At 51.3% G+C, this 20,220-nt stretch carries 19 protein-coding genes; 10 read left to right on the top strand and 9 right to left on the bottom strand.

Translation table 11 applies throughout. The features are described from left to right. Positions 1-189: 189 nt before the first annotated feature. Together pssA and SH580_RS11675 are read right to left on the bottom strand one after the other, a co-directional pair. Positions 190-1,080: a CDP-diacylglycerol--serine O-phosphatidyltransferase gene (pssA, locus tag SH580_RS11680; protein WP_319831057.1), complete on the bottom strand. Its 891-nt coding sequence runs from the start codon at positions 1,078-1,080 to the stop codon at positions 190-192. 18 nt (positions 1,081-1,098) lie between these two features. Next, positions 1,099-1,467 carry a type II toxin-antitoxin system RelE family toxin gene (locus SH580_RS11675; protein ID WP_319831056.1) on the bottom strand — a complete coding sequence of 123 codons (369 nt, stop codon included), beginning with the start codon at positions 1,465-1,467 and terminating at the stop codon, positions 1,099-1,101. A 207-nt stretch (positions 1,468-1,674) separates the two neighbouring features. Between SH580_RS11675 and SH580_RS11670 the strand changes: the two genes are divergently transcribed. Genes SH580_RS11670 through hspQ form a run of 3 tightly spaced genes read left to right on the top strand, consistent with a single transcriptional unit; the run spans position 1,675 to position 4,148 of the window. Further along, complete coding sequence (locus SH580_RS11670) at positions 1,675-2,073, top strand: OsmC family protein (protein ID WP_319831055.1); 399 nt, start codon at positions 1,675-1,677, stop codon at positions 2,071-2,073. Positions 2,074-2,083: 10 nt separating this feature from the next. Further along, complete coding sequence (gene ispH, locus SH580_RS11665; RefSeq protein WP_319831054.1) at positions 2,084-3,751, top strand: 4-hydroxy-3-methylbut-2-enyl diphosphate reductase; 1,668 nt, start codon at positions 2,084-2,086, stop codon at positions 3,749-3,751. Between the two features lie 52 nt (positions 3,752-3,803). Then, a complete protein-coding gene (hspQ, locus tag SH580_RS22030; protein WP_345786226.1) occupies positions 3,804-4,148 on the top strand; it encodes a heat shock protein HspQ in 345 nt (114 codons plus the stop codon). Positions 4,149-4,169: 21 nt separating this feature from the next. Here the strand turns inward: hspQ and SH580_RS11660 are convergent, their stop codons facing one another. Together SH580_RS11660 and miaB are read right to left on the bottom strand one after the other, a co-directional pair. Then, positions 4,170-5,150: a transposase gene (locus SH580_RS11660; protein ID WP_319831053.1), complete on the bottom strand. Its 981-nt coding sequence runs from the start codon at positions 5,148-5,150 to the stop codon at positions 4,170-4,172. A gap of 107 nt (positions 5,151-5,257) precedes the next feature. After that, positions 5,258-6,631, bottom strand: a complete 1,374-nt coding sequence (gene miaB, locus SH580_RS11655; RefSeq protein ID WP_319831052.1) for a tRNA (N6-isopentenyl adenosine(37)-C2)-methylthiotransferase MiaB — start codon at positions 6,629-6,631, stop codon at positions 5,258-5,260. A gap of 230 nt (positions 6,632-6,861) precedes the next feature. Between miaB and SH580_RS11650 the strand changes: the two genes are divergently transcribed. Then, the gene (locus SH580_RS11650) at positions 6,862-7,434 is read left to right on the top strand and encodes a TetR/AcrR family transcriptional regulator (protein WP_319831051.1); all 573 of its coding nucleotides are present in this window, start codon (positions 6,862-6,864) and stop codon (positions 7,432-7,434) included. On the opposite strand, the gene SH580_RS11645 is transcribed toward SH580_RS11650, so the two are convergent. From SH580_RS11645 to prfA, 4 genes are all read right to left on the bottom strand, one after another. After that, the gene (locus SH580_RS11645) at positions 7,418-8,161 is read right to left on the bottom strand and encodes an alpha/beta hydrolase (RefSeq protein WP_319831050.1); all 744 of its coding nucleotides are present in this window, start codon (positions 8,159-8,161) and stop codon (positions 7,418-7,420) included. The two genes, SH580_RS11650 and SH580_RS11645, sit on opposite strands and share 17 nt — an antisense overlap. An 84-nt stretch (positions 8,162-8,245) precedes the next feature. Then, a complete protein-coding gene (locus tag SH580_RS11640; protein ID WP_319831049.1) occupies positions 8,246-9,127 on the bottom strand; it encodes an NAD(P)-dependent oxidoreductase in 882 nt (293 codons plus the stop codon). Positions 9,128-9,164: 37 nt separating this feature from the next. Further along, positions 9,165-10,004, bottom strand: coding sequence for a peptide chain release factor N(5)-glutamine methyltransferase (prmC, locus tag SH580_RS11635; protein ID WP_319831048.1), 840 nt, complete (start codon positions 10,002-10,004; stop codon positions 9,165-9,167). 92 nt (positions 10,005-10,096) lie between these two features. Further along, positions 10,097-11,185: a peptide chain release factor 1 gene (gene prfA / locus SH580_RS11630; RefSeq protein WP_319831047.1), complete on the bottom strand. Its 1,089-nt coding sequence runs from the start codon at positions 11,183-11,185 to the stop codon at positions 10,097-10,099. Between the two features lie 72 nt (positions 11,186-11,257). Between prfA and SH580_RS11625 the strand changes: the two genes are divergently transcribed. After that, a complete protein-coding gene (locus tag SH580_RS11625; protein ID WP_319831046.1) occupies positions 11,258-12,280 on the top strand; it encodes an HAD family hydrolase in 1,023 nt (340 codons plus the stop codon). 113 nt (positions 12,281-12,393) lie between these two features. Next, entirely contained in the window at positions 12,394-12,852 is a 459-nt protein-coding gene (locus tag SH580_RS11620; protein ID WP_319831045.1) for a hypothetical protein, read from the top strand. Here SH580_RS11620 and rapA read toward each other — a convergent pair. Next, on the bottom strand, positions 12,849-15,692 hold the full coding sequence (rapA, locus tag SH580_RS11615) for an RNA polymerase-associated protein RapA (protein ID WP_319831044.1): 2,844 nt from the start codon (positions 15,690-15,692) through the stop codon (positions 12,849-12,851). The two genes, SH580_RS11620 and rapA, sit on opposite strands and share 4 nt — an antisense overlap. A gap of 89 nt (positions 15,693-15,781) precedes the next feature. Between rapA and SH580_RS11610 the strand changes: the two genes are divergently transcribed. The 4 genes from SH580_RS11610 (at position 15,782) to SH580_RS11595 (ending at position 20,038) form a co-directional block, all read left to right on the top strand. Then, positions 15,782-16,612 carry a PIG-L deacetylase family protein gene (locus tag SH580_RS11610; protein WP_319831043.1) on the top strand — a complete coding sequence of 277 codons (831 nt, stop codon included), beginning with the start codon at positions 15,782-15,784 and terminating at the stop codon, positions 16,610-16,612. Between the two features lie 95 nt (positions 16,613-16,707). Next, entirely contained in the window at positions 16,708-17,835 is a 1,128-nt protein-coding gene (gene mnmE / locus SH580_RS11605) for a tRNA uridine-5-carboxymethylaminomethyl(34) synthesis GTPase MnmE (RefSeq protein WP_319831042.1), read from the top strand. Beyond that, a complete protein-coding gene (locus SH580_RS22295) occupies positions 17,769-18,065 on the top strand; it encodes a tRNA modification GTPase (protein ID WP_319831041.1) in 297 nt (98 codons plus the stop codon). Before mnmE ends, SH580_RS22295 begins: the two co-directional genes overlap by 67 nt. Further along, the gene (locus SH580_RS11595; RefSeq protein ID WP_319831040.1) at positions 18,062-20,038 is read left to right on the top strand and encodes a tRNA uridine-5-carboxymethylaminomethyl modification enzyme MnmG/GidA; all 1,977 of its coding nucleotides are present in this window, start codon (positions 18,062-18,064) and stop codon (positions 20,036-20,038) included. Before SH580_RS22295 ends, SH580_RS11595 begins: the two co-directional genes overlap by 4 nt. The last annotated feature ends 182 nt before the right edge of the window (positions 20,039-20,220 follow it).

The raw sequence follows: 20,220 nt of genomic DNA, 5'->3' as shown, positions 1-20,220 counted from the left end.
TTTTTATATATTTAAATCTCTTAGTAACAGTAAGGGGGTGGATTAAGTAGAACAACTCATCAAGTCTCTGCCGACAAGTCATTTGCGAAATAAATTTTATGTGTAAAAGAGGGTGAATTAAAAATGAGGAGAGTGAACAATGGGAATAACTTTTTAGAAATCCACAGACTATTCGCACTTATTCCCAAGTTATTCACTGCCTTTATTGGGGCCTAACTTGAGATTTTTACGAGCACGGTAGATGCGGACGAAATGACGGATGGGCCCATAGGCTATGTAAGTAAAAAACAGCAGCGCAAAAAAGAATTCCTTGAAGAAGAAAGCAGTGCCCAAGCCTAGAATCAGAGCGATGAAGGAGCGAAACTTTGTCTGTGTTTGCCAATCGACGTTTTTGAAGCTGGGATACTGTATATTGCTCACCATCAGATAAGCGATCGCTAGCATGAAGGGAGGGATCAGTAGCGCCAGGCTACGGGAGTCGTATGTGGGGGTTTTGAGGCTGGTGATGACTAATACGATCGAGGCAATCATCCCAGCCGCCGCAGGCACCGGCAGGCCCAAAAAGTCATTGGTGCCTTTCAACCTCTCGGCCGGAGGAAGCATCGGGTGAGTCAGCACGTTAAAACGCGCGAGCCGAACGGCTGCACATAGCAAGTATACAAATCCAATCAGCCAGCTAATTTGTAAAAAGATCGGATATTTTTCGACCGTAGGCGTCAGCACCAGAAAGATCATCATGAGAGCGGGCGCGACACCGAAGGAGATGATATCTGCGATCGAATCAAACTCCTTGCCAAATAATGATTCCCGGCCACCTAATCGAGCAACACGTCCATCCAAGGCATCGCATATAACCCCAAAAAGAATGAACCAAACAGCTTGTTTGTAATTGTCAGAGACAACGCTGGGGTCGGTGGCGTAGTTAGCTTGTATGCAACGCAATATGGCTAAGAAGCCAAAAAAAAGATTCCCAGCGGTTAAGCTGTTGGGGAGGAGATAAATGTGGCTGGCTTCCCCGGAATCTGCGTATTTATGACGCGATGGTTCAGGTTCTTCGGGCTCTTCGTTGGCTTGAGTCATAGAGATGGAGAGGGCAATTTAATCTTCGACCTCGTCCTTATGTCGGAGTGATTCGAGGTATTTCCAGAAGGAATCTTCCTGTTCGAGCATAAATTCTTCAGTGAAAGGTAGCTTGAAACGGAAAATAAAGTCGGAAAGCGTGTTTTTGTGCAAAATATAGTGCGCAAAGAGCGCATCCCCATCTTGCTCAAAATAGATGCGAAATTCGCCTGCCCGCACGCGATAATATGTTTTCCCATTACGATGGAAACAGCCAAGGTCCTCGTTGGGATTGTCCAGCTGCTCCTGCTTAAGAGTACTCACTACTTCGACCAGTAGCATTTGAGAGCGTGTGTCGAGCTGGTTGAGCTCGTGCATACTTTGTTCGCTGAAATTGACTTGAAACATGTTAAGGTATCGTGAGTGGATCTCGAAATAAGCCATCACTGTAGCTCCCTTAGCGCTCTGTGCAATCGCAGAATGTGGCTTGAAAGATTCCGCTAAAGACGGCGTTAATTTTGAATAGGAGCTATTATTTTTTAGTCTTTCTTAATCTTGAGCAGCATACGGATTGACCCGCTCGGTTTCTTTAGCAATCTCGCTCAAATGGTTCAAATGACAGTTAAATACGAAGGTTCACTGCGCTGCAAAGTTAGCCATGAGCCTTCCGGTCAATCTTTCACCACCGATGCGCCCATCGATAATAATGGCAAAGGCGAAGCAGCCTCGCCCACAGATCTGTGTGCGGCGGCGCTAGGCTCCTGTATGGCTACAATTATCGGTATGCAAATGGAGAAGCTTGGGTTTGACCTTACTGGTATGCGTATCGAAGTGAATAAAGAGATGTCCAAATACAAGCCTCGCCGTATTATTAGACTAAGCACTGAGGTGTGGCTGCCTGCTAAGTTCGATGATAAAACGAAGCGCAAAATCGAACTGGCGGCTAAAGGTTGCCCCGTTCACCACAGTCTCAGTTCAGAGATCGATAAGCCTGTTACCTTTCACTGGCTTTAAGAATATCCTTATGGAACCGATTCGACTGCTTTTTGATTCCAGCAATCACCTTTTAGTGACACTAAGGGCGGATGGTCTTTATGGACTCGCGTCTATGGATGCAAGTGATCACAGCTGGCACGAACTTGCCAAACTTGAAACATCCGCTGGCACGCAACCGATTCTATGTGCATTGCTTAGCAGTTCACAACACGCTGAAGGTAATTGGCAGACGATTCATAATCTGAATTCCCTTCCGAAAGCGACTGATTTGGAGCAGGTTCTCAAATCCATTGATGATCAATTATATCGTATTCCCTATCTAGGAATGGGAGAGAATGAGTATATTTATCGATTCCGCACGACTAAAGAGCGCAATCGGTCGATCTATATCGATGGACAATCTGAAGCACTCTATCAAAGCGCGCTATGTCTTGCGATTAAAGAAGCTCGACGGACCAAAGAGAAATCCTCTGGAGAACCTGCAGTGCTCGATTTCGGGGCAGTTAGCTATGTCATTCCCAGCCATTTTGGTTTTTGTCTCGGTGTGCAAAATGCGATTGAGCGCGCCTATGAGACAGTAGCTATGCATCCAGATAAGCGTGTCTTCATGCTTAGCGAGTTGATCCATAATCCATTTGTAAACGAGGATTTATTAGCGCGCGGCTTACGCTATTTACAGACGGATAAAGGTTTACCTCTTTGCGCGGATGGTCAGATCGCATCTGGCGTAGACGCACCTGAAGCTCTTTGGAATCAGCTTACAGAAAATGATATTGTAATCATTCCAGCATTTGGTGCGACCAATGAAGATAAGGCCCGCCTTATTCGTCGCGGACTTTCCATACGCGAAAATGATGCGACTTGTATGTTGGTTGAGAAAGTCTGGAAGGCGGCCCGTCGATACGCGCAAGAAGGTTACACTGTGCTCATACACGGTAAATCAGAACACGAAGAAACCAAAGCGACCTTTTCAAATAGTTCCAGCTATGGCCCCGCATTGATGCTACGAAATATGGAGCATGCCCGTCGCTTAGCCGAAGTAATTCAGGCAGACCCAAGTCAAAAGCTAGCCCTATTCGAAGCCTCTTTTGCTGGGCTTTATTCTAAAGGCTTCGATCCACTTAAGGATCTGGAAAAAATTGCAGTGGTGAATCAAACCACACTTTTACGAAATGAAACCCTGAGTATTATCGACTACTTACGCGATGTCATCGCCAGTAAGTATGGGGAAACAGAGGTTGCGAATCATCTTTGGTCCAAAGGTAAAGGAGATACTCTTTGCTACGCCACCCAGGTTAATCAAGATGCTCTACATAAAGCTGTGGAACAAAACATCGATGCAGCCCTTGTGGTCGGTGGAAAAAATAGTTCAAACACCTTTCAACTATATCGTGTATGCGCAGAGCGCTTTGGAGAACGCGCACATTACATTCAGTCAGAGAAGAATATCTTATCTCTGGAAGCAGTTCGTCATTACATCTTTCCATACAATTTAACAAATGTGCCGTCTACAGTTGAAGAAGATAGGCCGCTCTTTCGAAAACCGATCGATAAACCAAGGATCCTGCTAACTGGAGGTGCGTCGTGCCCCGATGGAATTATCCAGCAAGTCATACATCGTATAAACGGTTTTTTTCCCCCTGACAGTATTCGGCCAGTTGAGGATATCCTAGAAGCAATTGGGTCGAATACTTGAAGATTCGCTTTAGCTGACTAAGGTAAGGACTGTGTTGATAGGACTTACAGATATGGAAGGTGGAGCGGCACCGGGTATCTATTATGATCTCGGGCTAGTAGTGATTCATCAGATCTACGGATATCGCGGAGTCATTGTTGCTGTAGATCCACGTTGTATGGCTGGAGAAACTTGGTATCTATCCAATAAAACTCAGCCTCCACGAGAGCAGCCCTGGTATCATGTCTTAGTCCACGATAGTGGTGGACTAAGTACTTATGTGGCGCAATCAAACCTAGCAATAGATACTAGCGGAAAACCAATCAGTCATCCTCGAATTAATTGTTATTTTTCAGATTTTATAGAAGGTCGTTATAAATTAAAAACAGGCCATTCTCCCAGTAACTGTGGAAGTTGATAGTATTCGAGATCCTGATTATTAAGAGTAAGCCTTACCGCGTAAAAGCTTCATCACAGTCAGAGCTTCATTATCTTTCATTTGTATAGTTGATGGTTTTATAGGATGTTTGCGCCCTGTGCTACGTTTCCAGTGCTCTGCATGCGACTGCACAAACTCGCGCGAGCCCAGCACAGCACCTTCCGTAAAGTAGCGGATACGACATCGCAGCAGCACCGCATTCGGCAAGACACCTTGCTGCTTTTCCAATACACGCACCGCCGCCTTGCGGTCGATGTTTGCCGCATGTTCCACAGCCGCACTACCTTTGCCAAAGAGCAGTTCACGGTAGGTCGCAAGTGCCTCATTACTAGAAGCTTCATATGCTCCGAAAGTCAGAAACTTCAACGCTCGCTGAGCCTTTTGTTGTCCACTGACTGCTTCCGCATAGCCGCAGAAACGATAATCTTTCGGGTCTTTCACCAGTCCCGCTCGCACAGGATTCAAGTCAATATAGGCCGCCATGGTCAGCAGCGCGTTGCCCTTACCCTCGACCAAAACACTTTTAAAGCGATCCGCCCATAAGGGCCCAAAGCGCTCATGGGTCTTGTTAAACCAAGTTGAAAAGCGTTGTTTTAAGGTTTTCATGAAGGCCGAGACGTCATTCATGCGAGCCAGCAGCTTTTGTCGAATCAAGTCCGCCTCCGCTCCCCCATCTCTTAATTCCTGCTCCATCACAGAAACGGTTTGATATAAGGAAGGCTTCGCATAGAGCACCCGATAGCGTCGCATCAGTTCCGAGTCGGAGACCTTAGCTTCCGGACAGACACGAACCAGCACATGGAAGTGATTGTTCATCAGGCAATAAGTAAGCACTTCGACGCCCGAAAAATCTGCGACCTGATGGATCATCTTTCGCAAGACCTCCATTTCTCTCAGTTTAAAAAGCGCCTGCCCGTTCACAGTGCGGGACATACAATGGTAAATCCCCGTGCCTTGAGCCGTGATCCGTTTCGTTCGCATAATAAGATAGTGCTCTTTTAATTATCTAATTACAAGCCTCAATATAAGGGACAGGTCTATAAAATAGAGGTTGAGAAATATTGAGTGGAGACTTTTGGCATGGGTGTTTAGGCGCTTTGCGCTTCGACGCCTTCGAGCACTAGCTCGCCGAAGAGGGTGCTGGCGGTGGCGCGTTCGAATTTTACGGGGGCGAATTGCCCGACTAGTCGGGGGCTAGCTTTGACTAATACGACGCGGTTGCCGCGGGTGCGGCCTAGGAACATGTTTTCGCCTTTTTTGGCGGGGCCTTCAAAGAGGACTTCTTCGACGGTGCCGACTAGGGCTTGGTTGCGCTCTAGGGAGCGTTTACCGAGGATCTCCAGCAGGATCTGATTGCGCTCTTCTTTTTGCTCTTTGGTGACGGGGTCGCCGAGGGGCTCGGCGGTGGTGTCGGGACGCACGCTGTATTTAAACAAATAAGCCATGTCGAAGCCGATTTCTTCGAAGTGCTTGCGGGTGAGCTCGAAGTCTTCTTCGGTCTCTCCGGGGAAGCCGACGATGACATCTGTGGAAATATACATGTCGGGGCGCACGGCGCGCATCTTTTTGATGATGCTGCGAAATTTTTCGATGCTGTAGGGGCGCCGCATGGCTTTGAGTATGCGGTCGCTGCCACTTTGCATGGGGAAGTGTAAATACTCGCAGAGCTTGGGCAGACGGCCGTAGCATTCGATGAGGTCGTCTTTGAAGCCGACTGGGTGCGGGCTGGTGAAACGGATGCGCTCGATGCCATCGATCTCGTGCACTTTCTCTAGGAGTTGCACGAAGGGGCTCTTTTTGTCGACGAAGGGAAATTCGCGGATGCCGTATTGATTGACGATTTGCCCGAGTAGGGTGACCTCGCGGGTGCCTTTGGCTGCGAGTTCTTTGATTTCTTTGACGATCTCATCCATGGGGCGGGCGCGCTCGGCACCGCGGGTCTTGGGCACGATGCAGTAGGAGCACTTCATGTTGCAGCCTTGCATGATGCTGACGAAGGCGGTGACTTGCAGCTTGTCATCAACGTGTGACTTAATGGTGTTCTGCGAGTCGAGCTCTTCGGCGAGGTCGACAATGGTGTCGGGGCGCGGCCCTTGGCCTTGGAGCGTGGCGATCATGGAATCGAGGTGCTCGGGTACGCGGTGAAATTTTTGTGTGCCGACGACGAGGTCGAGGTCGGGTAGTTTGTCGACGAGTTCGTCGCCGCGGTTTTGGGCCATGCAGCCCATGATGCCTAGGATAAAGTTGGGGTCTTTGCGTTTGCGCTTGGCCAGGTGCCCAGCCTTGCCGATGGCTTTTTGCTCGGCCTGGTCGCGTACACTGCAGGTGTTGAGGAGCACGACGTCGGCATCGAATTCGTTATCGACGAGTGAATATCCTTTGCCACGAAGCATCGCTGCGACCGCATCGGAGTCGCGTTCGTTCATTTGGCAGCCGTAGGTTTTGATATAGACTCGGTTCATAAGAAGGGCGGAGCATGCTGAGATGTGCTGTGTTGTAAATATTGAAAGCGAGAACGGCTATTCTCCTGATTTTACGATTATGTTTTAGTTGTATTAATTTGTAGGCGGAGTGCAGTTGGGTTTCAACTGCGACTCTTTGGATGTTAAAAACATGTAAGGAATTTTTAAAAGAAATAGTTGTTCGGGTGTCTTCTTGACCACGCTAGACTAGCAATATGTGGTGCAGGTATATGTCCGATATTCCACCACGCGAAATCATTTTGGCGAAAGCTGGCGAGCTTTTTCATCGTAAAGGCTATAGCTCTGTTTCCATTGAAGAGGTGATTGCCGCAAGTGGATTGCCGAAATCAGAATTTTACCGTGCTTACAGTGATAAGTCTGCCTTGGGTCAGGCTTGGTTGGAACGTTTAACGAAGCGCATGCGGATCATGCATGAGACTTTTATGGAGCGGCCAGGGGAGCGGGAGCGTCGCTTGAAAAAGTATTTTTTCTCGATGCGCAGCTGGGTGGAGGCGAACGGCTGGCGGGCGTGTCAGTTTGCAAATACAGCGGCTTGTATTGATGCGGAAGCTGAGCCGGAAATGGCTTATTTGATTGATCAATATAAGCGTGCTCAGCGTAAATTTTTCATTGAGTTGGTGGGCACACTGGTGGATGCAAAGGATGCTCAACGTCTTGGAACCGCGGTGTTTTTACTCTATTCGGGCGCGATGACTGAAGCTCAGAATCTTAAAGCGACTTGGCCGTTTGAAGATGGCTTGGCGGCTGCGGAGCAGTTGTGTGGAGTTAGACCTGATTGTTGAGCCAGTCGACGACGGCTTGAGTCATTTGAATTTTATGTTCGGCTTGATTGAAACTGTGGTCGGCTCCGTCTATGCGTATGACTTTGACGCTGTCGCCTTTTAAGCTTTGGACGAGGTCGGTGTCTTGGGGGCTTACGACATCGTCGCTGGTGCCGTGTAAGAGCAGCCAAGGGGCATGAATCATTTCGGCCAGTGGGGCGACGTTGTCGATGGTATGGCAGAGGTCGTGCATAAACTTTGCGGAGAGTGGGCAGCTTGCTTCGTCCCACATCAAACCTTGGTCTGGTGTTTCTTGGCCGAACTCGGTTTGCGCAAAAGTTTTGGTATCGACCATGCCAGCGAGTGACACGAGTGCGTTGATGCGTGCATCACGCGAGGCTTGGATGACGCCGACAGCGCCGCCCATGCTATGGCCGATGTAGGCGATTTTTGAATACGAGCTGGTGACGGCGTCGAGGATTGATGCGAGGTCGCCGACTTCTTTGGAGATGGTGGCGTCTCGGAAGTCACCTTGTGAGTCGCCATTGCCAGCGAAGGAGAAGCGTAGGGTGTCAAAACCTGCGGCATTGAGTGCCTTGGCGGTATCGACAATGAGGGGGCGATCTTTATTGCCGGTGACGCCGTGGCCGAGAATGACCAGCCAGTCGTTTTTTGCGGTGTCGGAGTTGCCGGGGGCGAAGCTGTAGTCGAGCGTTTCGCCGAGGGAATTTTGGATTGTTTGATTCATTGGGAAGTTGGGGCGTCACTTGTGACGCCCGCGGTGTTCTGGCTTAGCTTCGGCGGGCGTCATAAATGGCGCCCCTACGTTTTTTTAGATGCGGCCTTTGAAGGTGAGTTCGGCGATGCCGGACTTGTCGAGTTCGCCTTTGCCCATTTCGGTGAGCTTGGTGTATTGCTCGAAAGTGGCTTGCGCTAGGGGGGCGTTGATGCCGGCATTGGCGGCGAGGCCGAGTGCGATGCCGGAGTCTTTGGCGGCGTGTGCGGCGGAGAAGTAGCAGTCGTGATCGCGGAGAATCATGTCTTCGGCATCGGTCTCAAGCACGCGCGAGTTGGCTCCGGTCTGGCTAAAGATATCGCAGAGCATTTTGAGGTCGAGGCCGAGGGCGTCACCGATGCCGAGGCCTTCGGCGAGGGCGGCGGTGTTGATGTTCATGACCATGTTGACGAGTGCTTTGACCTCGGAGGCTTTACCGGCGGGGCCGACGTAGTGAAGCGCTTTGCTTAGGTCGTCGAGCAGAGCTTTGTTGGCTTTGAATTCGGCTTCATCACCACCGACCATGAGGAAGAGTTCGCCCTTGCGTGCCTGTGGGATGCTGGAGGCCATGCAGGCTTCGAGGCATTTGGCACCGACTTGTGCGGCGTTGGCTTCGAGCTTACCATGCAGGGCGGGTGTGAGGGTGGCGCAGTTGATGAAGGTGCGTCCTTCGGCGCCGGTGAGGAGGTTGTCTTCGCCGAAGAATATGGCGTGCATTGCGGCATCGTTGGTCACGACAGTCAGAATGATGTCCGCATGGGCGGTGACTTCGGCGAGCGTTTGATACGCGGTCGCGTCGACTTCTTGGGCGAGCTCGGTGGCGACATTTTTGTTGATGTCGTAGAGCGCGGTGATCTTGTAGCCTTTGTCATTGAGGCAGCGAGCCATATTACCACCCATGCGGCCTAGGCCAACGAATCCGATTTTTTTATCTTTCATGACTCGTATGGTAGCGAGGCTTTGTTGATAATTCAACTTATGAAGCGAAGAAGAAGCGGGGGCGGCCGCTGAGGTCTTCGATGCTTTGACCTTGCAGGCCGGCTAATTGGGCCATCTCGCTGAGCGCTTCGCTTTGTGCGATGCCGGTTTCCATCGCCAGTAAGCCTCCGGGAGCAAGAAACTTCGGGGCCCCTTCGAGTAGGACACGGAAATCGTCGAGTCCGTCGGTGCCAGCAACCAGGGCGCTGTGTGGTTCGTGTTGGATGACTTCTGGTTCCGCGGTCTGCATTTCTGCTTCGGTTAGGTACGGAGGGTTGGAGACGATGAGATCGAAAGGACTTTCGGACATCAGCGGGGTCCACCAACTACCTGCGAGAAACTGAACGCGCTCGTTGAGCTCCAGCGCGCTGGCATTTTCGCGGGCGAGCTCCAGAGCTTCTGTGCTTTGGTCGACGGCTACGACCTGGGCTTCCGGATATTGGGTGGCTAGCGCGAGGGCAAGTGCCCCACTGCCGGTGCCCAAATCCAGGATACGCTGTGGCGTGGCCTGGAGGCGTTCGACGATGAGCTCGATCAGTTCTTCGGTTTCGTGGCGCGGGATGAGCGCGCGTCGATCCACTTTGAGCTGCAGACCATAAAAGTCGGTATTGCCGACAATATACTGTAGCGGTTCGCGATTGGCGCGTCGCTTGACCAAGGGGCGCAGTGCGGACAGCTGCGCTTCGGTCAGCGGGCGATCGAGATCGAGATAGAGCTCGAGGCGCTTCATTCCGAGTGAATGTGCGATTAAGATGTCGGTATCGAGCTTCGCATTGGGCACGCCCTTCTCTTTGAAAAAGGTTTCCGTGCGCGCTTTGATTTCTCGGATGCTTAGCATGTCGTGTGGGCTGTTGATTTGGCAACTTCGCCTAATCGGTGGAGCGCGCGTAGAATTTGATCCTTCTTCAAGAGCTGCATTTAAAGTTCGTGTTATGCGGTCTGCTGATCAAGTAAGTTCTGAATGCGCGCTTCGTAATCGTAATTTTGCAATGCATCGATCAGGTCGTCGAGATCGCCGTCCACCACTGTGGGTAGGGAAAGGCTTAGGCCGATGCGGTGGTCGGTGAGGCGTCCTTGTGGGTAATTGTAGGTGCGAATGCGCTCGGAGCGGTCGCCGGTTCCGATTTGGCCCTTACGCTCGGCGGCGTATTTGGCGTGCTCTTCTTCCTCCTTCGCCTTGAGCAGGCGGGAGCGCATGACGGTTAAGGCCTTGGCACGATTTTTAATTTGGGAGCGTTCATCGGCGCAGTAGACGGTGACACCGGTGGGCTTGTGCACCATCATGACCGCAGAGTCGGTGGTGTTCACGTGTTGGCCCCCTGCCCCACTGGCGCGCATGGTGGAGATATCGAGATCATTCATGTTGAGTTCGACGTCCACCTCTTGGGCTTCCGGCAGCACGGCCACCGTCGCGGTGGAGGTGTGGATGCGTCCCTGGGTTTCGGTGGCGGGCACGCGTTGCACGCGATGCACCCCACTCTCGAATTTGAGATATTTGTAAGCTTCCTCACCAGTCATCATGAAGATGATTTCTTTGAAGCCCCCGACATCTGCGGGGCTGGAGCTCATGACTTCGACGCGCCAGCCGCGTGTTTCGGCGTAGCGGCTATACATACGGAATAGATCGCCCGCAAAGATGTTGGCCTCGTCGCCTCCAGCGCCCCCGCGGATTTCCATCACCGAGTTACGGCTGTCGGTGGCATCGGGCGGAATCATAAAGCGGAGCACGTCGTTGGCTAGCTTGTCGCGTTGAGCGGCTAGGCTTTCAAGCTCCTCCTGAGCCATCTCGCGTAGTTCTTCGTCGACGGATTCGTCCTCGGCCATGGCCTTGTTCTCTTTGAGTTGTTGCACCGTGCTGTGCCAAGCTTCGAATTTTTCGACCAAGGTGCTTAGCCGCACTTGTTCGCGCGAGATGTCGGCGGCGCGTCGCTGGTCAGAATAAAAATCTGGGGCGGCCATCTGGTCGTTTAGCTCGTCGAGCTTTTTACGGAAAGGTGCGATGTCGGGAATTTTGTGCATGGGAAAAATACTGCTATTGAATTATGCGTTGCAGTGAATGACATAGATCACAACAGTCGAGTTCTACCTGCAATGACGAAAAAGAACCTTCATCGCCAAAACATTGTCGCTTGTATCTGGGATTTTGACAAGACGCTCATTCCTGGCTACATGCAGGCACCTATTTTCGAGACCTTTGGTATCGACGAAGAGCAGTTTTGGAAAGAGGTCAATGCGCTGCCCGATATTTATGCGAAGCGTGGGACGCGAGTTTCGCAGGATACCATTTATCTAAATCACTTGATCAGTTTTGTGAAGAATGGCTGCTTAAAAGGCTTAACCAATCAACGATTGCGCGAGTTGGGCAAGGAGTTACGTTTTTATCCAGGGCTGCCTGATTTGTTCACGCGTTTGCAAGCGGTGGTCGAGTCACGTCCTGAGTATAAGAAGCACAATATCAAGCTGGAGCACTATATTATCAGCACAGGCTTAGCGGAGATGATCAAGGGCAGTTTGATAGCACCTTATGTGGATGGGATTTTCGGCTGTGAATTCATTGAAGCTCCCCTGCCCCCGAATTATTCAACTCAAAATGAGTTACCACTCCACATGGAGTTTGAGATTAGTCAGATTGGCACAATCGTTGATAATACCATTAAGACACGTTTCATTTTTGAGATCAATAAGGGCTGTAACAAGAATCCGCAGATCGACGTCAATGCGTCGATGGATCGAGTCGATCGTCGTGTGCCGATTGACCGGATGATATACACCGCGGACGGCCCCAGTGATGTGCCTGTGTTTTCGGTGGTGAAAAGTAATGGAGGCAAGGCCTTTGCGGTCTTTAATCCCGACAGCGAAGCTGAGTTTGCGCAGAACGATGCTTTGTTGGGAGCGGGACGTATTCATGCGTATGGTCCTGCCGATTACACTGAGAATAGCACCACTTCGAAGTGGCTACGACTACACGTGCGCACCATCTGTGAGGGTATTGTGGCGGAATGCGAGGCCAGTTTGAATGAAAAAGTCAGGCGCGCACCTAGGCATTTGCATGATGAGGACGAGCGTGAGGGTTTTGTGGAGAACAAAGGAGCCACTCAAAAAGAGCTATTTTAAGCGATGAGGAGTCGGCATTTTCTGTGGTTTTAGGGGGCGCCCAAGCGGGTGCTCACTAAGTCGTTGGCCTTGTTTGACATTATTATAAGTTTTGCCTACCTTAAGCTTAGCTTATGGATATTCTAACTGCCCTCATTCTCGGTGCGATCTGTGGTTTGATCGGCGCTTTTGTTATGAACTTATTTATGCGTGCTGTGGGGCGCTCCTTCGATCGACGAGCGGACATGGTGCGTGCGCTCGGGAGCTTCTTTACCGGCAAACTGGAGAACGCTGCTGCGGTGGGTACCGCAATACACGCCTGTGCCGGCGTGGTTTTTGGCATCATATATTTCGTGATCATGCAGAGTATGGGGGCGCTGGTATTTCCGCAGGCGATCTTTTTAGGCCTTGGCTTTGGTTTCTTTCATGGGCTCATCACCAGCTATGCGCTGATGTTCTACGCGAGTGAACGGCACCCTTTGGAAGATTATCGCAAAGCAACCATGCAGGAGGGGGTGTTGCACCTTCTGGGGCACATGATCTTTGGTTTAACTGCGGGTGTATTAGGTGCTTTGATTTCGCTAGGTTTTTAGCCGGGCTCGCCTAGAATCAGGCGCACGGCATCGAGGCGTAGGTGTGCTTTGGCGATGTGTTTAGTGACGTCGGTAATCACATTTTCTGCGATTCTTATTTCTTCTTCACGAACGTTGGGGTTGACCTTGCGTAGCTCTTTCAGGCGTGTTGCTTCACCATCGAGACGTTCGTGAGCTTGGTGCATGGCAGCTTGTAATAGCTCGGATTTTTGTGTGCGGGCATGTTCTTTGGCAGCACGCAGCATCTGTGGGACCAGTGCTTGGAGTAGTGTTGGATCTTGTTTCAGGCGGAAGGCCTCTTCGTCGTTGCAGTATTTATTAATGTAATCGTGACTGTATTCCTCGCTACAATCCTTGCCGCTTAGATCGATTAACACCCTTACAGGTGTGGGGGGCAGAAAGCGGTCTACGTGTAGGCGTGGCGGGGCTACGCTTTCCAGTACATAGATGGCTTCAATTAGGATCGCTGGGGCTTTGATGCCCGGCTCTGACCAGACGACTATTGAGCTATTGCCCTTCTCTGAGCTGAGAGTGAGGTCGATGGCACCGCGGACCATTGGATGGTCCCAAGTTAAGAAGGCGATGTCTTCCCGGCCGAGGGCTTTGGTGCGCTCGCAGGTGACTGTGATGCCTTCCTCTGGTAGTTCTGGGAAAGAATCGGTAAAGAGTTGTCCAGGCTCTAGGCGGAAGGTGCGTGCATCGATGTCCTCTACGTTGACGCCGAAATGGTCGAATATTCGGTTCATGAATTGGTCTAAGGTGCGATCCGCATCCAGCGTGCGGATGTGACTCACCAGTTCGGCCGAGGCTTCTTCGCGGAAAGAGTTGAGTGCGATCAGCCTGTCTTGTCCTTGACTGAGTTTCCGTTCCAAGTCTTCTCGAAAGCTTGCGCTTTCTTTGATGAGTTGATCGGCTTCTTTCAGTGTCGCAGCGTCGGCGATATGATAGCGTGGGCCAAGTGAGCGTATCGACTCGCCGAATTTATTGATATAGGCATAGCCACCTTTGAGTGAGTGTTCGACTCCATTTAAGCCTTCGTGGTGCCAGCGCATGAGTAGTTCCGTCCAACTATGCTTGAGGTAAGGCATGTGGATTTGGATGGTCTTGGTCTGCCCTATTCGGTCCAGTCGACCGATTCGTTGCTCCAGTAGTTCTGGATTGAGGGGGAGATCGAACAGCACCAAGTGATTGGCAAATTGGAAGTTGCGGCCTTCGCTGCCAATTTCAGAGCAGAGTAGTATTTTTGCGCCGTCGGATTCAGCAAACCATGCAGCATTGCGGTCACGTTGTACCAGTGTGAGTTCTTCGTGGAAGAGTGCCGCTTTGACATTAACTTCTTCCAATAGTGCATCGTAGATGGCTTGGACTTTTTCACGAGTGCGGCAGATGAGCAGCACTTTTTCATTGTCGCTGAGTTCTTTGAGAAGTTTGGACAGCCATAGGATACGAGGGCCATGTCGGAAGTCATAAGGTTCTGGGGTGCTAGAACCGGTAGCTTCCAGGTCGAATTCGCGCAAGAGTCGCTGCTCCAGTTCGGCTTTGGCTAGTTTAGCTCGTGGCTTGAGTTGGCAAGGGGAGCCCTTGCGCTCTGGAAATCCAGTTAAGGTGTCGCGTGAATTTCGGAAGATGACGCGTCCTGTTCCGTGGCGGTCCACTAATTCTTGCAGCAGTGCTTGTGGCTTTTGTAGATGCTGCTGGAATTCGTCGTCGCTGCGTTCAGCGAAAGCCTCGCGTAGATATTTGATATCTTCATCGTTTAATTGTTCGCGGCCTACGATCTTATTGGCAACTGCGGCCACCTTTGAGTAGCCGGCTTGCTCTTTGCGAAATTTGTCCAAATCAGGGTAACGCTCTGGGTCGAGCAGGCGTAAGCGCGCGAAGTGCCCCTCGGCGCCAAGTTGCTCCGGAGTGGCGGTCAGCAGTAGTAGTCCGTGGCTCTTTTGGGTCAGGCTCTCGACGAGTTTATATTCAGGGCTGACGAATTCTGGAGTCCATTCCAAGTGGTGTGCTTCGTCGACTACTAGCATATCCCAGCGAGCGTTGAGTGCACATTCTCGCCAGCGCGACTGTTCGGTCAGAGTCTTGATACTACATATGACCAGTTGCTTTTCGTTAAAAGGGTTCGTATCTGGGTCCACCGCGGTTACAGCTTCGCAATGTTCTGTGTCGATGAGTGTGAACCAGAGATTAAAACGGCGCAGTAATTCGATGAACCACTGGTGCACCAGCGATTCAGGGAGTACGATCAGGATGCGTTCTGCGCGGCCAGTCAGGTGTAAGCGGTGTAGGATCAGGCAGGCTTCAATTGTTTTACCCAAGCCAACTTCATCGGCAAGGAGGACGCGTGGCATGTAGCGATTGGCCACTTCGGATGCGATATAGAGCTGGTGCGGGATTAGGTCGATGCGGCCTCCGACAAAGCCAGCTACATCCGATTGTCTGGCATGAGCGAGGCGTGTAATGGCTTCGTAGCGCAGTTTAAACGCAGCGGATTGATCGATTTGTCCCCCGATTAAGCGATCTTCAGGCTTGCTGAAGCTAATACTGTCGGCCAGCTCCATTTCAGGCACTTCGACGCCCCCGCCAATATAGGTCAGGATTCCCGCTTCTTCTTTGACTTCCTCTATGACGATGGTCTGGCCTTGTTGTGAATGGATGCTGTCGCCCACGTGGAATTCTACTCGCTTGATGGGGGCATTGGCCGTTGCGTAGATGCGCGCCTCATTGGCCGCTGAAAAAACGATGCGCACTTGGCGCCGATCGGCCTCTTCTAAAATGCCGAGCCCGAGCTCTGGTTCTGTTTCGCTGATCCAGCGTTGTCCAATCGTAAAATTTGCCATCGCGGGATGCTCAGTGTCGCTCTGTTTAATGTCAAGTTTAGCAAGCTTGGCTTGCACCTGTATGGGCTGGGTTGCAGAAATAGAATCTTATGTCACAGCAAACAGACCTCTTTATACCTGGCAATGTGTGTGCACCTGAGGCGCAGGCGCGCACTTCGCATCTTGGAATCGGAGCGCATCAGGACGACCTAGAGTTTATGGCTTTTCATGGTATTTCTACCTGTTACGAGCAAGCAGGTGCGTGGTTTAGTGGCATCACTTGTACTGATGGTGCGGGGAGTGCCCGTGCTGGAGCTTTTGCGGATAAAACTGATGCGGAGATGCAGCAGATTCGCCTGCAAGAGCAACGTCGCGCGGCAGAGTTGGGCCAGTATAGTTTTATGGCGCAGCTCGGCTTTTCCAGTGCGCAAGTTAAAGATCCTGAAGGACGCGAGGAATTGGTAGATCAGTTGGAACGCTATTTACTCATGACACAACCGGAGGTTTTGTATACGCACAATCCTGCGGATCAGCATGCGAGCCATGTGGCCGTGTTTCATGCGGTGATGGCAGCGCTACAGCGTGTGCCTCCCTACTCGCGTCCTAAGAAGGTTTATGGCTGCGAAGTTTGGCGTGATTTAGACTGGTTGTCGCCTGAAGACAAGGTGGCGCTGGATGTAAGTGGTCACCCTGAATTAGCCAAAAAATTGAATGCCTGTTTCGAATCACAGATCGCGGGCGGCAAGGATTATGGCCAAGCCGTGCTGGGGCGTCGCCGCGCGAATGCGACTTTTTATGATTCTCACTCAGTGGATACGGTCGATCAACTGTGGTTTGCGATGGATCTGACTCCATTGATTGAGGAAGATGCGCCTACAATTCGAAAGTTTGTGGATGCCAAGTTGGATCGCTTTCGGGAATCTGTCAGAGAACTGCTGTAGTTGTTTGCGCATTGTGACAAGTCGCGCCCCTACGGTTGAGCTGACGCATACTCACTCTTGACCCAGCGGCGGATTCAGTGAATTTAGCGGGTATTATGCCTGCCAATGATACTATTGTCGCCCTCTCCTCGCCTGCGGGTGAATCTGCGATTGCCTTGATTCGTTTGAGCGGTCCCGCGTGTGCGGAACTCGCGCTTGCGATTACGCAGCGTGTTAAGCCTTTGAAAAAGCGCTTTGCGCACTTCGCCAATTACATCGATCTACAAGGAGTGCAGATCGACGAATGTGTCTTTACCTTTTTCGCCGAGGGGCAGTCATTTACTGGCGAGGCGATGTTGGAGATCGCGCCGCACGGGAATCCCTTGATCGTGCAGAAGATTTTGACGGATTTGATGGCGCGCGGGTGTCGCCCTGCAGAGCCGGGTGAATTTACCCGCACCGCCTTTATGAATGGGCGTATGGATCTAAGTCAGGCGGAAGCCGTTTCTGATTTAATTCGTGCGCGTTCCGATCGCAGTCTTGAGGTGGCTCAGCGTCAGTTGCACGGCTCTGTGGGGCGCAAAATGAGTGAATTGACTGAGCGTTTATTGAGTGTAATGGCGCATTTGGAGGCCTATATTGATTTTCCTGAAGAAGACCTGCCCGGTGAAGATCAGGCGGGCCCTGCATCTGAATTGCGTCAATTGATAGAAGAGATTCGTGATTTAATTGAGACTCAGCGCTACTCCGCCCTACTTCACGAAGGCATTAAGACTTTGATCATTGGTGAACCCAATGTCGGGAAGAGCAGTTTAATCAATGCTTTGACGGGGGCAGACCGTTCGATTGTGAGTGATATTCCCGGTCCTACGCGCGACTACATTTCAGCATTCATGATGGTCGGTCCCTGGCGTATTGAAATTCTGGATACTGCTGGTTTGCATGAAGCGGGCGACGCGATTGAGCAACTTGGCATCGATCACACCATTGAGCAGGCGGAAACTGCAGATTTCTTTTTGCTGGTCTTGGATGTCACTGCACCCTGCCCTACTCTGCCTGATGCTTTATTGCAGCGGATGACTCCGGCGAATACTCTGGTTATTGAAAATAAGATCGATTTGCCGGGGGCCGCGGAGCGCTCCGATTTCTTGCCTGCCTTGCAGCATGTGCGTATTCTTTGCTGGAGCGCAAAGGCATCGCTGAGCTGCGTGAAGTATGGCAACAGTCAATCGATGCCAGTTTGACGCAGCCCCAGAGCGATGGTGTGGTGGTGAATGCGCGTCATGCCATGTCGCTGGGAGAAGCCGTCGAGGCTTTAGAGTTGGCTTCTGCTAAGTTGCGGGATGGGGAACTTTCGGAGCTGATTGCAGCGGATTTGCGTGACGCGGTGGAATCGATTGGTCAGGTTGTGGGGCGCGTGGATAATGAGCGAATGCTCGACAGTTTGTTTAAACAGTTTTGTATTGGAAAATGAGTTCGGGATTAAAATTTGGTAAGCACCAGCCCTACGATGTTATCGTGTGTGGTGCGGGACATGCAGGTTGTGAAGCCGCGCTGGCGGCTGCGCGTTTAGGCGCGGACACGCTGATGCTGACGGGGAACCTGGATACGATCGCTCAGATGAGCTGCAATCCTGCCATTGGTGGTCAGGCAAAAGGACACATGGTGCGTGAGATTGATGCCCTCGGTGGCGAGATGGCAGTGAATACGGATACCACCGCGATTCAATTCCGTTTATTGAATGCATCCAAGGGGCCCGCTGTACAAGCGCCACGCGCGCAGTGCGACAAGAAGGCGTATCAGTATCGTATGAAGCACGTGCTGGAGTTGCAGTCGAACCTGGATCTTTTTCAGGCCATGGTGCAAGGACTCATCTTTGAGGGCGATAAAGTCGTGGGGGTGCGAACAAACTTGGAAGTCGATTTTTATGCCAAGACCGTGATTGTGACCACTGGCACCTTTTTACGCGGCTTGATGCATGTTGGGAAGAATACCAATAAGGGGGGGCGCATGGGAGACTTCTCGGCTGAGGGCTTGTCGGGTTCGTTTTTGGAAGCAGGTATTGAGTTGGAGCGGCTTAAGACTGGCACGCCCGCGCGCATTTTGGGAAGTAGTATCGATTTTAGTCAGTTGGAAGAGCAGAAGGGCGATCCCGAGCCCACGCTGTTTGCGTTCTATGACACGCGTGGAATCGAGAATGTGTTCCACGTGGAACAATCTGATGCGTCGGGCGGAGCGGAACCAGGAATGTTCCACGTGGAACATTCGGCTTCGGGGGCAGTGAATTCGGACCATGCATTGTTCCACGTGGAACATCCGGGCCAGCGCAAGTTGGGTTGGTTGCCTGGTAAGGATCAGGTTTCGTGTTGGATGACCTATACCGGGCCGGAGACGCGGCAGGTGGTGACGGATAATTTGCATATGTCTCCAATGTATTCGGGGCAAATTGAAGGCACGGGGCCGCGTTATTGTCCTAGTATTGAGGATAAGTTTGTGCGCTTTGCAGATAAGGAGCGGCACATGTTGTTTCTGGAGCCGGAAGGGCGTAATACCAACGAGTGGTATATCAATGGGCTTTCGACGAGTTTGCCCTTTGAGGTGCAGCTGGATATGTTGCGCAGTATTGATGGGCTTGAGAATGTGCACATGCTGCGCCCCGCCTATGCGGTAGAATATGATTTCGCGCCACCGACGCAGTTGTATCCGTCTCTAGAGTCTAAAAAAGTGGAAAACTTGTTCTTTGCGGGCCAAATCAATGGCACTTCAGGCTATGAGGAGGCTGCGGGGCAGGGCTTAATTGCGGGCGTGAATGCTGTGCAGAAGATTCGCGGTGAGGAGCCGCTGGTGTTGAAGCGGCACGAGGCCTACCTGGGCGTTTTGATTGACGACTTAGTCACTAAAGGGACCAAGGAGCCGTATCGTATGTTCTCCAGCCGTGCGGAGCATCGTTTGCTATTTAATCATCCTAGTGCGGAGCTGCGCTTGTTGGATTCGGTGGATCGTTTGAAGTTGGTCGGAGAAGCGCGCTTAGCTCGTATGAAGGCCAAGGCGTCCAAGGTTACCGAGTGGACCGAGCGCTTAGAGGTGGAACGTCGTGCGGGGGATACCTATGCATTGCATTTGCGTCGTTCGCACTCACAGCAGGACTTTCCGGAGGCCTTGCGTGGGGAATCCAAGGAGGTGCGCGATGAGGTGCACTATCGCGTCGTATTCAAGGGCTATTTGGAGCGGGAGCAGAAGCAGATTGAAAAGATGAAGCACATCGATAAGATTAAGCTGCCGGAAGGTTTTGATTTTACGGAGGTCAAGGGCTTGCGCAGTGAGAGTGCTCAAAAATTGATTGCGATTGCGCCGCTTACTTTGGGGCAGGCCAGTCGTATCAGTGGGGTGAATCCGGCCGATATTAGCATTTTAATGGTGCATTTAGAGGCACGTGGGGTGAAGTGATCGAGCTAGTGGCCTTTTGCTGCAAATGTTACGGTTGTGATACGGTCGTGTTTCGTGTAGGTTAAAAACGATTCTTGGGCGCTTGGAAATAGCTTTAAGCGTTGACCCGTAATAGGATGTAATAGGTCTTGATCCTTGTTACAGACACTTGAGATTCTCTTAAAAACCTGCATAAACACACT

This window comes from Coraliomargarita algicola (assembly GCF_033878955.1).
Taxonomy (GTDB): Bacteria; Verrucomicrobiota; Verrucomicrobiia; order Opitutales; family Coraliomargaritaceae; genus Thalassobacterium; species Thalassobacterium algicola.
Note: the sequence above shows the minus strand (reverse complement) of the source record. Positions and strands in the feature narration are given on the sequence as shown.

Coding starts and splice junctions, on each gene's coding strand:
- pssA (WP_319831057.1), bottom strand. CDS start 1,080: ATGACTCAAGCCAACGAAGAGCCCGAAGAACCTGAACCATCGCGTCAT.
- SH580_RS11675 (WP_319831056.1), bottom strand. CDS start 1,467: ATGTTTCAAGTCAATTTCAGCGAACAAAGTATGCACGAGCTCAACCAG.
- SH580_RS11670 (WP_319831055.1), top strand. CDS start 1,675: ATGACAGTTAAATACGAAGGTTCACTGCGCTGCAAAGTTAGCCATGAG.
- ispH (WP_319831054.1), top strand. CDS start 2,084: ATGGAACCGATTCGACTGCTTTTTGATTCCAGCAATCACCTTTTAGTG.
- hspQ (WP_345786226.1), top strand. CDS start 3,804: ATGGAAGGTGGAGCGGCACCGGGTATCTATTATGATCTCGGGCTAGTA.
- SH580_RS11660 (WP_319831053.1), bottom strand. CDS start 5,150: ATGCGAACGAAACGGATCACGGCTCAAGGCACGGGGATTTACCATTGT.
- miaB (WP_319831052.1), bottom strand. CDS start 6,631: ATGAACCGAGTCTATATCAAAACCTACGGCTGCCAAATGAACGAACGC.
- SH580_RS11650 (WP_319831051.1), top strand. CDS start 6,862: ATGTCCGATATTCCACCACGCGAAATCATTTTGGCGAAAGCTGGCGAG.
- SH580_RS11645 (WP_319831050.1), bottom strand. CDS start 8,161: ATGAATCAAACAATCCAAAATTCCCTCGGCGAAACGCTCGACTACAGC.
- SH580_RS11640 (WP_319831049.1), bottom strand. CDS start 9,127: ATGAAAGATAAAAAAATCGGATTCGTTGGCCTAGGCCGCATGGGTGGT.
- prmC (WP_319831048.1), bottom strand. CDS start 10,004: ATGCTAAGCATCCGAGAAATCAAAGCGCGCACGGAAACCTTTTTCAAA.
- prfA (WP_319831047.1), bottom strand. CDS start 11,185: ATGCACAAAATTCCCGACATCGCACCTTTCCGTAAAAAGCTCGACGAG.
- SH580_RS11625 (WP_319831046.1), top strand. CDS start 11,258: ATGACGAAAAAGAACCTTCATCGCCAAAACATTGTCGCTTGTATCTGG.
- SH580_RS11620 (WP_319831045.1), top strand. CDS start 12,394: ATGGATATTCTAACTGCCCTCATTCTCGGTGCGATCTGTGGTTTGATC.
- rapA (WP_319831044.1), bottom strand. CDS start 15,692: ATGGCAAATTTTACGATTGGACAACGCTGGATCAGCGAAACAGAACCA.
- SH580_RS11610 (WP_319831043.1), top strand. CDS start 15,782: ATGTCACAGCAAACAGACCTCTTTATACCTGGCAATGTGTGTGCACCT.
- mnmE (WP_319831042.1), top strand. CDS start 16,708: ATGCCTGCCAATGATACTATTGTCGCCCTCTCCTCGCCTGCGGGTGAA.
- SH580_RS11595 (WP_319831040.1), top strand. CDS start 18,062: ATGAGTTCGGGATTAAAATTTGGTAAGCACCAGCCCTACGATGTTATC.